An 11975-nucleotide genomic window follows, 5' to 3' on the forward strand; every position below is an offset into this window, starting at 1 on the left:
AAGGCGGAGGTGCCATGAGTTTCGTGTTCCGGTTGATCTCGCAGGACGAGGATGCGGCGCCCTCGGTCGCGTTCCAGGACTCGATCGGCCCCGGCTACGTCGCGTTGTGGGAAGAAATCGGCGTCTACGATGCGCTCTACAACAGCGACGGCCGCGAGGCCCGCGACGTCTCGCGCGCGATCGCCTACGGCATCGACCAGTTGAACGACGACGAATCGCTGGGCCGCATGCTGCCGGCCACGGCGCGGCTGGGGGAGGCGATCCGCTTCCTCGAGAACGTGCACCGCGGCTGCACCATCCACGCCTCGGCGCTGGTCGAGACCCGCTAGAGCGCCGCTTCAAACATCATCAAGCATGTCGAAACAAACCATTACCATCAGCGGCGAAACCATCGGCCGCGACCGCATCGAAGCACTGCTCGCACAGGAAGCGCTGCTGGTATTCGAAGAATGCGATTTCCAGCAGGCCGACCTGTCGCGCCTGAACCTGCAGGACTGCGGCTTTGCCAACTGCGCCGTGGCCGAGACCTCCTTCTTTGCTGCCAACCTGGCGCGCACGCGCTGGCGGCGCTGCCGCGGCGGCCATGCCGATTTCGAGGCCGCCGACCTGGTCGACGCGCGCTTCGAAGCCTGCGACCTGAACAACACCAGCTGGCGCCGCGCCAAGCTGGCCTCCTGCAGTTACCGCGGCTGCAAGCTGACCGGCGCCAGCTTCGAGGAAGTCGGCCAGCTCGGCCTGTCCTTCGAGGATAGTCTGCTGATCGGCGCCGACCTGCGCCGCATGTCCTTCCGCAAGGCCAGGCTCACGGGCCTGGATTTTGCCGACGCCGACCTGTCCGGTTGCGACTTCCGCGAAGCCGTGTTCGAAGGCGGCAGCCTGCGCGATGCCCACATCAAGGACACGCGCTTCGACCATGCGGATTTGCGCGAGGCCGACCTCGGCGGCCTGAAGCTCTCGAACGCCAAGCAGTTCGCCGGCGCCACCATCTCGCCGCGCCAGGCGGCCGAACTGGTAAGGGCGATGGGCCTGAACGTCGCCTGAATCCGAACTCGGCTGTAGTAAAATTACATCTCTTTTGTGGAGGTGTCAGCGATGCGCGTTCGTCCCCGTTTCAAGCCTGATTTCCGTTTGTTTGCCACGGCCCTAGCGGCCGCCCTCAGCCTGGCCGGCCAGTCCGCCTGGGCGCAGGCGGTGGTGGCCAGTGCGGCTTCGCCGGGCGACGTGCTCAGCGTCGACGTCCAGATCGACGGCATGGGCAAGCTGGGTTACGACATCAAGCGCCGCGGCAAGGAGATCATCGGCCCGTCGCGCCTGGGCTTCAACCTGGCCAATGCACCGAAGCTGGAGGGCGGCTTCAGCCTGCGCGCAAAGCAGGTCAGCGAGCATGACGACACCTGGGAGCAGCCCTGGGGCGAGCGCCGCTTCGTGCGCAACCACTACCGTGAGCTGCGCCTCGAGGTCGAGCAGAAGAACCGTGCCAACCGCGCGCTTGCCATCGTATTCCGCATCTACGACGACGGCGTCGGCTTCCGCTACGAATTCCCGGACCAGCCGCAGCTGCGCGACACCGAGATCCTCGACGAGCTGACCGAATTCGCGGTCGCCCAGCCGGCTACCGCCTGGTGGATCCCGGCCGGCGAGCTGCCGGGCCTCGAAGAACAGATCCAGAAGGCGCCGCTGGCGGAAATCGGCACCGCCAACACCCCGCTGACCATGCGCCTGGCGGACGGCACCCACCTCGCCCTGCACGAGGCGGCGCTGGTCGATTACGCCTCGATGTGGGTGCGCAAGGTCGAAGGACAGAAGCTGCGCGCCCAGCTGGCGCCGTCGAGCACCGGCCCGGCGGTGGTCCGGCATGGCGCCTTCACGACCCCGTGGCGCACGCTGCGCATCGCCGACGACGCGGCCGGCCTCTACATGTCCGACCTCGAGCTGAACCTGAACGAACCGAACAAGTTGGGCGACGTGTCCTGGGTACACCCGTCGAAGTTCGTCGGCGTCTGGTGGAGCATGCACCTGCAGCACACGACCTGGAACGCGGGACCGAAGCATGGCGCCAACACGGCCAACGTCAAGAAATACATCGACTTCGCCGCACAGAACGGCTTCCGCGGCGTGCTGGTCGAAGGCTGGAACCGCGGCTGGGAAAGCGACTGGGGACACGGCGGCGCCGACTTCAGCTTCACCGAGTCCTATCCCGACTTCGACCTGCCCGCGCTGGCCGCCTATGCGAAGCAGAAGGGCGTGCGCCTGATCGGCCACCACGAGACCGGCGGCAACCTGCCGGCCTACGAAAAGCAGATGGACGCGGCGTACCGGCTGTATGCGAAGCTGGGCGTGGACAGCGTGAAGTCCGGCTATGTGCACGAAGCCGGCAGCATGCAGTTCCAGGGCCCGGACGGCAAGATCCACTTCGGCCATTACGATTCGCAGGAAGGCGTGCGCCACTTCCAGAAAGCGGTGCTTGATGCCGCGCGCTACAGGATCGCCGTCGACACCCACGAACCGGTGAAGGACACCGGCCTGCGCCGCACCTGGCCGAACTGGATCTCGCGCGAAGGCGCACGCGGCGTCGAATACAACGCCTGGGGCAATCCGCCGAACGCGGTCGACCACGAGGCCAAGCTGGTCTTCACCCGCATGCTGAGCGGTCCGATGGACTACACGCCGGGCATCCTCAGCCTGCTGGGCGCGGACGGCAAGGTGTTCAACTCGACCCAGGCCAAGCAGCTCGCCAACTTCGTCGTCATCTATTCGCCGATCGTGATGGCGGCCGACCTGCCGGAGAACTACGCCAGGTATCCGGCCGCCTTCAAGTTCATCCGCGACGTGCCGACCGACTGGGCCGAGACCAAAGTGATCAACGGTGCGGTCGGCGAATACGCCAGCATCGCGCGCAAGGACCGCAAGTCGGACGACTGGTACGTCGGCGCCGTCACCGATGGGCAGGCGCGCACGCTGACCTTCCCGTTGTCCTTCCTCGACCCGGGCAAGCAGTATGTGGCCGAAATCTATCGCGACGGCGATGCGGCCGATTACCGCAACGAGCATCGTTTCGACCTGGTGCTTGAAACGCGTATCGTGACCGCGAAGGACGTGCTGCAGCTGAAGCTGGCGCCGGGTGGCGGGCAGGCGATCCGCTTGACGCCGAAACGGTGAACCATAGAGAGGAATATCGCAAGGTGGCTGCGGTCTCGGCGCTCGATGCTAACGGCCGGGTCATGTGGACGGTGATCCGGTCGCGCTTGCGCGGCACAAGAACGAAACAGGTTTCAATTTTTTCGTCTGTTCACGTTACGTGAACGACGCAAAGAAATGAACAAACGCCACCCTGTGCCGTACTTGTCAGCTTACAGATTTACAATCTCATTGCCCCAGCAGCTTCTCGATCTCCCCCGCAATCTCCTCCGGCTTGGTCTGCGGTGCATAGCGCTTGGCCACCTTGCCGTCGCGCCCGATCAGGAACTTGGTGAAGTTCCACTTGATGCCTTCGGTGCCCAGCACGCCCGGCGCTTCGCCCTTCAGGTGCTTGAACAAAGGATGCGCATCGTCGCCGTTGACGTCGACCTTGGCGAACATCGGGAAGCTCACGCCATAGTTCTTTTCGCAGAAGGCGCCGATCTCTTCTTCCGAACCCGGTTCCTGCGAACCGAACTGGTTGCAGGGAAAGCCCAGCACTTCCAGGCCGCGGCCGTGCAGTTCGCGGTACACGGTCTCGAGCCCCTGGTACTGCGGGGTGAAGCCGCATTTGCTGGCGGTGTTGACGATCAGGAGGACCTTGCCGCGGTACTGGGCGAGGTCGACCGGCTTGCCGTCGAGTGAGGTGGCCTGGAAATCGAAGACATTCACGAAGGACTCCTGTAGTCAGTGTTGATCAGAGGATATTACCTGACCAGCGCAGTGAACGGATAAACATAGGCCTGCAGTGTCACCAGCACGCCGACCAGGCAGGCCAGTGCGATCGAGTGGAAGAACACGTAGCGCAGGATCTCGCCCTCGTGACCGTACCACTTGGTTGCCGTGGAAGCCACCACGATGGACTGGGCATCGATCATCTTGCCCATCACACCCCCTGAGGAATTGGCCGCCGCCATCAGGACCGGGTTCAGACCGAGCTGGGTTGCCGAAGTCTTCTGCAGGCCGCCGAACAGCACGTTGGAGGCGGTGTCCGAACCGGTCAGCGCGACGCCCAGCCAGCCGAGCAGGGTGCCGAAGAAGGGATACAGCACGCCGGTGTTGGCGAAGGCCAGGCCGAGGGTCGAGTCGAGGCCGCAATAGCGGGTGGTATAGCCGAGCGCCAGCATGGCGGCAATGGTCAGCAGCGAGAAGCGCATCAGCTTGAGCGTGGCCCAGTAGACGGCGAACAGTTCGCGCACCTTGTAGCCCATCACCAGGCCGGAAATGACGGCGGCGGCGAGGATGCCGGAGCCGGTGGCGGACAGCCAGTTGAGCGTGTACACGGCGGCCTCCGCAGTCGGCTTGCTGGCCACCGGCGGCATCTTCTGCACCACCTTGTGCAGCGCCGGCCAGTCGTACTTGAAGACCGAGATACCGTCGAGCAGCTTCTTCCACTCGGGTATGCCCCACAGGAACACCAGCACCGACAGGATCAGCCAGGGCAGCCAGGCCCTCAGCACGGCCGAGCGTGGATGGTTGTGGACCAGCGGCGCGCGACCCGTTGCACCGCCGCCGCCGGTGCCGTTCGTATCGGAATCGGGATCGGCGCCGGCATAGGCGCCGCCGCCTGCACCCGCCCCTGCACCGGCGTAGGCTCCCATGCCTGCACCGGCGCCAGCTCCAGCTCCAGCACCGGTACCAGCGCCTTCATAGGCTTGGGTAGCGGTTTCCGTACTGGACTTGAGTTTGCCCGCGGCGTCATGCCAGAGCGTCGCCGGCTTCCACACTTTCAAGAATAGCGTCAGGCACAGCATCGACATGAGCGAGCCGCCGACGTCGACCAGCCACGGGCCGTGAAAGTTCGAGATCAGGTATTGCGGGACGGCAAAGGTCACGCCCGCCACCAGGGCCGCCGGCCAGATCGCGGCCATGCCGGCAAAGCCGCAGAAAGCCCAGATCAGCCAGAACGGCACCAGCACCGAAAAGAAGGGCAGTTGCCGGCCGACCATGCCCGACAGTTGAAGCAGGTCGAGGCCGGTGACGCCGGCCAGCGCGATCAGCGGAGAGCCGAGCGCGCCGAAAGCCACCGGCGCCGTGTTGGCGATCAGGGACAGGCCGGAGGCGGCCAGCGGCGCAAAGCCCAGGCCGATCAGCATGGCGCCGGTCACGGCCACCGGCGTGCCGAAGCCGCCCGCGCCCTCGAAGAAGGCGCCGAAGGAAAACGCCACCAGCAGCAATTGCAGGCGGCGGTCGGTGGTGATGCCGGTAATCGATTCCTGTAGGATCTTAAAGTAGCCCTTACGCTCGGTGAGCTGGTACAGGAAGATCACGTTCAGGATGATCCAGCCGATCGGCAGCAGGCCGTTGGCGGCGCCATACAGGGCGGCCGATATCGCCGTCGGCGGCGGCATTGCATACGCGAAAATTGCCACCAGCAGTGCGCTGGCGAGGCCAAGCAGGGCGGCGATATGCGCCTTGATGTGGAAGAAAGCGAGCGCCGCGAGCATCACGGCGACGGGGATGGCTGCCGCCAAGGTCGACAGGACGGCGTTGCCCAAGGGGTCATACACCTGATGCCACATGATCGTCTCCCGGGATGATCGATTGGCCTACGTGTATGACATTATGGAACGCGCTGGCGCGTTTTCATAGATACATTCTTTGTGCGCGTCGCCAGCCGGCCACTTCAGACGATGCCGAGATGCTCCGTCCCCGCCGAGAAATCGCGGTTCTTCGCGTGCTTGCTGTTGAGCTTGATGTTCAGGCGCAGGTCGTTGACGGAGTCCGCGTTGCGCAGCGCATCCTCGTAGCTGATCTTGTCCGCCTCGTAGAGATCGAACAGGGCCTGGTCGAAGGTCTGCATGCCGAGTTCCCGCGACTTCTTCATGATCTCCTTGATCTCGTGGACTTCGCCCTTGAAGATCAGGTCGGAGATGAGCGGCGAGTTCAGCATGATTTCGATCGCGACCACGCGGCCCTTGGCTTCCTTCTTCGGGATCAGGCGCTGCGAGATCAGGCCCTTCAGGTTCAGCGACAAATCCATCAATAATTGCTGGCGGCGCTCTTCCGGGAAGAAGTTGATGATGCGGTCCAGCGCCTGGTTGGCGCTGTTGGCGTGCAGGGTGGCCAGGCAGAGGTGGCCGGTTTCGGCGAAGGCGATCGCGTGTTCCATCGTTTCGCGGTCGCGGATCTCGCCGATCTGGATCACGTCCGGCGCCTGGCGCAGCGAGTTCTTCAGCGCGGCCTCGAAGCTGTCGGTGTCGACGCCCACTTCGCGCTGGGTGATCACGCAGTTGCGGTGCGGATGGACGAATTCGACCGGGTCTTCGATGGTGATGATGTGGCCGTAGCTGTTCTCGTTGCGGTAGCCGACCATCGCCGCCATCGTCGTCGACTTGCCGGAACCGGTGGCGCCGACCATGATCACCAGGCCGCGCTTGGCCATGATCACGTCCTTCAGCACCCCCGGCAGTTCGAGGTCCTCGAATTTTGGAATCGTCGTCGTGATCACGCGCAGCACCATGCCCACGCAGCCCATCTGCATGAAGGCGGAAACGCGGAAGCGCCCCAGGTCGCCGGGGCTGATCGCAAAGTTCGCTTCTTTCGACAGTTCGAAGCCGGCGGCCTGCTTGTCGTTCATGATGGCGCGCGCCAGGTCGGCCGTGTGGCTGCCGTTCAGGGCCTGGTTCGAGACCGGCGTCATCCTGCCGTCGATCTTGATCGCGGGCGGGAAGCCGGCCGTGATGAAGAGGTCGGAGCCGCCCTTGCCGACCATCAGGCGCAGCAGGTCGAACATGAATTTGGAGGCCTGGTCGCGTTCCATGTCTGTTCCTTAGCCCGGGAAGTTTTCCGGGATCTTGGCCGCGGCGCGGGCGGCGGCGGACGAGATCACGTTGCGGCGCACGAGGTCGGTCAGGTTCTGGTCGAGGGTCTGCATGCCGACGTTGGAGCCGGTCTGGATCGCCGAATACATCTGCGCGATCTTGGCTTCGCGGATCAGGTTGCGGATCGCCGGGGTGCCGATCATGATTTCGTGCGCGGCCACGCGGCCGGCGCCGTCCTTGGTCTTGAGGAGGGTCTGCGAGATCACGGCCTGCAGCGATTCCGACAGCATCGCGCGGACCATCTCCTTTTCTTCGGCCGGGAAGACGTCGACGATACGGTCGATGGTCTTGGCCGCCGACGAGGTGTGCAGGGTGCCGAACACCAGGTGGCCGGTTTCGGCCGCCGACAGCGCCAGGCGGATGGTCTCGAGGTCGCGCAGCTCGCCGACCAGGATCGCGTCCGGGTCTTCGCGCAGGGCCGAGCGCAGCGCGTTGTTGAAGGACAGCGTGTGCGGGCCGACTTCGCGCTGGTTGATCAGGCACTTCTTGGAATCGTGGACGAACTCGATCGGGTCCTCGATGGTGAGGATGTGGCCGTACTCGTTCTCGTTCAGGTGGTTGACCATCGCCGCCAGCGTGGTCGATTTGCCGGAGCCGGTCGGGCCGGTCACCAGCACCAGGCCGCGCGGTTTCAGGGCCAGCTCGGCGAAGATCCGCGGCGCGTTCAGTTCTTCCAGGCTCAGGATCTTGGACGGAATCGTACGCATCACGGCCGCCGCGCCGCGTTCCTGGTTGTAGGCGTTGACGCGGAAGCGCGCCAGGCCGGGAATCGCGAACGAGAAATCGCACTCCAGCATCTCTTCGTACTGCTTGCGCTGGCCGTCGTTCATGATGTCATAGATCATGCCGTGCACGTCCTTGTGCTCCAGCGGCGGCAGGTTGATGCGGCGGACGTCGCCGTGCACGCGGATCATCGGCGGCAGGCCGGCCGACAGGTGCAGGTCCGAGGCCTTGTTCTTGACCGAGAAGGCGAGGAGTTCAGAGATGTCCATTTAGATATAATCCTTGTGCTGCATCGTCGTCGTCCCCGCGAAGGCGGGGATCCAAGTTCTGTTTGCGTCGACGATACTCATGCAAACCTGGGTTCCCGCCTTCGCGGGAACGACGTTATGCCGCTTTGCTTAGACCGAAAAATATTTCCTGTAGAAAACCATTATGTCCACAATCGCCGGGAACTTGCAAGCTGTCGAAGCGACAATCGAGACCGCCTGCCGGGCCGCAAACAGGCCGCGTTCGACGGTCCAGCTGCTGGCCGTATCCAAGACCTTCCCTGCGGAAGCCGTGCTCGAAGCGGCCGCCTGCGGCCAGCGCGCTTTCGGCGAGAACTACCTGCAGGAAGGCATCGACAAGATCGCGGCTGTCGCAAAAGCGCTACCGGATACGTCGCTGGAATGGCATTTCATCGGTCCGATCCAGTCGAACAAGACGCGCCCGATCGCCGCCAATTTCTCCTGGGTGCACACGGTCGAACGCCTGAAGATCGCCCAGCGCCTGTCCGAGCAGCGCCCTCCCGAACTTGGGCCGTTGAACATCTGCCTGCAGGTGAACATCAGCGGCGAAGCCAGCAAGAGCGGTGTGGCGCCGGAAGAACTGCCGGCACTGGCGCAGGCAGTCGCCGCGTTGCCGAACCTGCGCCTGCGCGGCCTGATGGCGATTCCCGAACCTCAGGAAGACCCGGCGCTGCAGCGGGAACCCTTTGCGCGCCTGCGCGAGCTGGCCCAGGCCATCGTCAAGTCCGGCATCCAGTTGGACACCCTGTCGATGGGCATGTCCGGCGACATGCGCGCGGCGGTGATGGAAGGCGCGACCATCGTGCGCGTGGGCAGTGCCATCTTCGGCGCACGCCATTACGAGTAAGTTTCCAAGGAATCGTATGAAGATCAGTTTCATCGGCGGCGGCAATATGACCACCGCCCTCATCGCCGGCCTGGCCGGCAAGGTGGCGCAGGCCTCGGATATCCACGTGGTCGACCCCAATCCGGAAGCGCGGGACAGGCTGCGCGCCCAGTACGGCGTGACGACCGCGCCCGAGATCGCCGCCGAAGTCGCAGCGAGCGAGGTGATCGTGCTGGCCGTGAAGCCGCAGCAGATGCGCGACGTGGCGCTGCGCCTGCAGTCGCAACTGGATGCGCGCCCGCTGGTGCTGTCGATCGCGGCCGGCATCCGCGGCACGGATCTGTCGCGCTGGCTGGGCGGCTATGGCGCCATCGTGCGCACCATGCCGAACACGCCGGCCCTGATCGGCCAGGGCATCACCGGGATGGTGGCGATGGCCGGCGTCAGCGAGGCGCAAAAGGCGGCCGCCGACAGCATCCTGCGCGCGGTCGGCAAGACCGTGTGGCTGGAGTCGGAAGAGCTGATCGATCCGGTGACGGCGGTGTCGGGCAGCGGTCCGGCCTATGTCTTCTTCTTCCTCGAGGCGATGCAGCAGGCGGCCGTCGAGATGGGACTGTCCGCCGAGCAGGGCAGGGAGCTGGCGATGGCAACCTTTAGCGGGGCAGCCCAGCTGGCGGCGCAGTCCAGCGAGCCGGCCGACGTGCTGCGCCAGCGCGTCACCTCGAAGGGCGGCACGACTTACGCGGCCATCGCCAGCATGGAAGCGTCCGGCGTGAAGCAGGCCATCGTCGATGCCATGAAGGCGGCGGCGGCGCGCGGGCGCGAGCTGGGCGAGGAGCTGGGCAGGGGATAAGCGGCTTCTCCGCTTGATGTCCGTGCAGGGCGGCCTATACTTCGCTTGAATACCTCAAGCCAGGAGAGCGCCATGACGCGTAAATATATCGATTGTCGTGAGTTTCCGAGCGAAATGAATTGCAGCATCACGATCGCGTCCGACCGTGAAGATGAGCTCATCGAAGCCGCTGCCCAGCATGCGGTTGCCGTGCACAAGCATGCGGATACGCCCGAATTGCGCACGCAGCTGAAAAAGATCATGCACGAGGGCAGGCCGCCCGATTAATCCGGGCTAGCACCGGCCATCGCACGAAATCGCCCGTTCGTCGTACCGCCCGGGTGGTGGGGATACTGGCGTGCTAATGTTCAGTATCTACTAAGCAACCGGGCTATTTTCATGCGCGTCCCTTCTTTCCTGGTCCTGCTGGCCCTCGCCGGCAGCGTCCACGCCAACGATTCGATCAATGTCGGGCATAAGACCGATGCGGATGAAGCCAAGCCGATGGCATGGCGTTTCAGCCTGCTGGAAAAGGCCCGGAGCGTGTTCGAAAAGCGCGCGGCCGAACAGGCGCCGGGCGCCACGATGAGCTTCCGCCTGCCGAAAGTGGATGCCGCGCAGGGCGGCAACCAGGTCGAGATCGTCGGCGCGGATCACCGCCTTCCCTTGCCGATGGCGTCCAACACCAGCTTCTCGCTGACACGCGGCACCCTGGCCGAGGACGACGGCGCCATGGTGGTCGTGAACCGCAATTTCCCGAAAGGCGAATTCAACCACCCGCTGGTGCAGGTGCGCTCGCCTGGATTGCCGGACGGCGTCCAGCGCATGGGCGACCTGCGCCTGGCCTGCGCGGCGCAGATGGCGATGGCGAAAGGGGAAGGACTCAAGGTCCGGGCGGCGCTCGGGGCCGCAAGCTTGTTCGGCTTCAATATCTGCGACGAGCTGGAAGCCACGAAGGTCGAGGCGCCGAAGGGCGCTTACGATAGCGTGACGATCGAGGACGGCGGGCGCCGCCTGGTGCAGTCGGCGAAGGACAAGCATCCGGCAAAACTGGGCGACAAGGCCTGGTCCGACAACGCCCGCATCAGCTACACGCTGGGCGGCCACCTGGTCCAGTAAAAGCGGCCGGCTTCATATGCCGTCGACTTGTACCGGCATGTGCATGTGGGAGCGCACCTGGTTGCGCCCCCCGTTCTTGGCTAGGTAGACGGCAGCATCCGCCGCGGCAAACAGTTCACAGATGTTCTGTCCTGGCTCCATTGTTGCTACGCCAATCGACACCGTTGCCTGCACTCTCGGCTTGGTCAACAGGGGAGCATGTGCAATACCTCTACAGATCCGTTCTCCGATTTCCAGCGCTGCGGCCAAGGGCGTGTCCGGCAGAACGACGACGAACTCCTCGCCGCCAAAGCGCGCACAGAAATCGTCCGAACGCAGGAATTCGCGTAGCCTCTGCGCGAAAGCACGCAAGACATCGTCGCCAACCATGTGGCCGAATTCATCGTTGATATTCTTGAAGAAGTCGATGTCGAGCATCAGGATGGAAAAAGCTATGCCGGAGGCAGCGCGCCGCTCGAGCTGGCGCTTGAGTTCTTCATCGAGTGCCCGGCGGTTTCCTTGCCCTGTCAGCGCGTCGGTCGCCGCGTCGAGTTCGACCTTGTGGAGCGCCGTGCGCAGTTGCGACGCCAGCGAGGCATTAGCGTGCTGCAAGCGAATTCCTTCGATCAAGCGTTGTGAGATCGCGCGCGTGTAGTAGGCGGTGAGGGCGATGAAAACGCTCAGGCCGGCAACGTAATCGAGCGCACCCTGGCTGCTGGTAAGCAGCAATAACCCGAATACCGCCATGCTCCACAGGATGCCGATTTGTCCGAAATAGGCCACCACATAGGTGCCATACACCTGTGCATTGATCGACGTGACGCCGCACAACAGCGCCATCAGCGTAGCGTCGAGCGTGGGGTCATACCCGATCAAGAACCAGGTAAGCAGACCCCAGCCAAAGCCGTCCAGCCCGGCGATCCAGCGAAGCCGATTGCGATGAAGCGCCAGCTGGGAGCCGACGACGATCATATGCTGCAAGACCGCCAGACTGCCAGCCCATACCGCGGCAGCACACCCCAGCCACAAGGCGATGGAATGGATGGGAACACGGCCCCAGCAGAACCATACGGCGAGCAGCCATCCGACTGGCGTGGTGGTGAGTGCGCGACGAAGCGCAATCGCACATTCCGAAAAGCCGGTTTCGCGAGCGAGAGCCAGGTCCGACTTGCTGATTGACTGATGGGTGTTCACGACATGCCTTGGCG

Annotated in this window: 12 protein-coding genes; 7 read left to right on the forward strand and 5 right to left on the reverse strand. The window is 64.2% G+C overall.

The genetic code is table 11. From position 1 onward, the window contains the following. The first annotated feature begins 14 nt into the window (after positions 1-14). The 3 genes from AB4Z32_RS23105 to AB4Z32_RS23115 are packed head-to-tail and all read left to right on the forward strand — an operon-like array spanning position 15 to position 3159. Positions 15-329: a hypothetical protein gene (locus tag AB4Z32_RS23105; protein ID WP_442124212.1), complete on the forward strand. Its 315-nt coding sequence runs from the start codon at positions 15-17 to the stop codon at positions 327-329. Positions 330-354: 25 nt separating this feature from the next. Continuing rightward, complete coding sequence (locus AB4Z32_RS23110; RefSeq protein ID WP_442124213.1) at positions 355-1041, forward strand: pentapeptide repeat-containing protein; 687 nt, start codon at positions 355-357, stop codon at positions 1039-1041. A gap of 51 nt (positions 1042-1092) precedes the next feature. Continuing rightward, a complete protein-coding gene (locus AB4Z32_RS23115; RefSeq protein ID WP_442124214.1) occupies positions 1093-3159 on the forward strand; it encodes a glycoside hydrolase family 97 protein in 2067 nt (688 codons plus the stop codon). Positions 3160-3366: 207 nt separating this feature from the next. On the opposite strand, the gene AB4Z32_RS23120 is transcribed toward AB4Z32_RS23115, so the two are convergent. The 4 genes from AB4Z32_RS23120 to AB4Z32_RS23135 form a co-directional block, all read right to left on the reverse strand. Continuing rightward, positions 3367-3849, reverse strand: coding sequence for a glutathione peroxidase (locus AB4Z32_RS23120; protein WP_442124215.1), 483 nt, complete (start codon positions 3847-3849; stop codon positions 3367-3369). A gap of 35 nt (positions 3850-3884) precedes the next feature. Further along, complete coding sequence (locus AB4Z32_RS23125; protein WP_442124216.1) at positions 3885-5699, reverse strand: L-lactate permease; 1815 nt, start codon at positions 5697-5699, stop codon at positions 3885-3887. 104 nt (positions 5700-5803) lie between these two features. Next, complete coding sequence (locus AB4Z32_RS23130) at positions 5804-6940, reverse strand: PilT/PilU family type 4a pilus ATPase (RefSeq protein WP_442124217.1); 1137 nt, start codon at positions 6938-6940, stop codon at positions 5804-5806. A 9-nt stretch (positions 6941-6949) separates the two neighbouring features. After that, entirely contained in the window at positions 6950-7993 is a 1044-nt protein-coding gene (locus AB4Z32_RS23135) for a type IV pilus twitching motility protein PilT (protein WP_442124218.1), read from the reverse strand. A gap of 163 nt (positions 7994-8156) precedes the next feature. Between AB4Z32_RS23135 and AB4Z32_RS23140 the strand changes: the two genes are divergently transcribed. The 4 genes from AB4Z32_RS23140 (at position 8157) to AB4Z32_RS23155 (ending at position 10788) form a co-directional block, all read left to right on the forward strand. After that, positions 8157-8858, forward strand: coding sequence for a YggS family pyridoxal phosphate-dependent enzyme (locus AB4Z32_RS23140; RefSeq protein ID WP_442124219.1), 702 nt, complete (start codon positions 8157-8159; stop codon positions 8856-8858). A gap of 16 nt (positions 8859-8874) precedes the next feature. Beyond that, complete coding sequence (gene proC / locus AB4Z32_RS23145) at positions 8875-9690, forward strand: pyrroline-5-carboxylate reductase (protein ID WP_442124220.1); 816 nt, start codon at positions 8875-8877, stop codon at positions 9688-9690. Positions 9691-9762: 72 nt separating this feature from the next. Continuing rightward, positions 9763-9957: a DUF1059 domain-containing protein gene (locus AB4Z32_RS23150; RefSeq protein WP_442124221.1), complete on the forward strand. Its 195-nt coding sequence runs from the start codon at positions 9763-9765 to the stop codon at positions 9955-9957. A 111-nt stretch (positions 9958-10068) separates the two neighbouring features. Then, positions 10069-10788, forward strand: a complete 720-nt coding sequence (locus AB4Z32_RS23155; protein ID WP_442124222.1) for a hypothetical protein — start codon at positions 10069-10071, stop codon at positions 10786-10788. Between the two features lie 12 nt (positions 10789-10800). Here the strand turns inward: AB4Z32_RS23155 and AB4Z32_RS23160 are convergent, their stop codons facing one another. Next, positions 10801-11961, reverse strand: coding sequence for a diguanylate cyclase (locus AB4Z32_RS23160; RefSeq protein WP_442124223.1), 1161 nt, complete (start codon positions 11959-11961; stop codon positions 10801-10803). Between the last annotated feature and the right edge of the window lie 14 nt (positions 11962-11975).

It is taken from the genome of Massilia sp. 2TAF26, from assembly GCF_052115005.1.
GTDB lineage: Bacteria > Pseudomonadota > Gammaproteobacteria > Burkholderiales > Burkholderiaceae_D > Telluria.

What these genes read in the sequence shown, in the direction of transcription:
- AB4Z32_RS23105 (WP_442124212.1), top strand. Translation starts at nt 15, where the DNA reads ATGAGTTTCGTGTTCCGGTTGATCTCGCAGGACGAGGATGCGGCGCCC.
- AB4Z32_RS23110 (WP_442124213.1), top strand. Translation starts at nt 355, where the DNA reads ATGTCGAAACAAACCATTACCATCAGCGGCGAAACCATCGGCCGCGAC.
- AB4Z32_RS23115 (WP_442124214.1), top strand. Translation starts at nt 1,093, where the DNA reads ATGCGCGTTCGTCCCCGTTTCAAGCCTGATTTCCGTTTGTTTGCCACG.
- AB4Z32_RS23125 (WP_442124216.1), bottom strand. Translation starts at nt 5,699, where the DNA reads ATGTGGCATCAGGTGTATGACCCCTTGGGCAACGCCGTCCTGTCGACC.
- AB4Z32_RS23130 (WP_442124217.1), bottom strand. Translation starts at nt 6,940, where the DNA reads ATGGAACGCGACCAGGCCTCCAAATTCATGTTCGACCTGCTGCGCCTG.
- AB4Z32_RS23135 (WP_442124218.1), bottom strand. Translation starts at nt 7,993, where the DNA reads ATGGACATCTCTGAACTCCTCGCCTTCTCGGTCAAGAACAAGGCCTCG.
- AB4Z32_RS23140 (WP_442124219.1), top strand. Translation starts at nt 8,157, where the DNA reads ATGTCCACAATCGCCGGGAACTTGCAAGCTGTCGAAGCGACAATCGAG.
- proC (WP_442124220.1), top strand. Translation starts at nt 8,875, where the DNA reads ATGAAGATCAGTTTCATCGGCGGCGGCAATATGACCACCGCCCTCATC.
- AB4Z32_RS23150 (WP_442124221.1), top strand. Translation starts at nt 9,763, where the DNA reads ATGACGCGTAAATATATCGATTGTCGTGAGTTTCCGAGCGAAATGAAT.
- AB4Z32_RS23155 (WP_442124222.1), top strand. Translation starts at nt 10,069, where the DNA reads ATGCGCGTCCCTTCTTTCCTGGTCCTGCTGGCCCTCGCCGGCAGCGTC.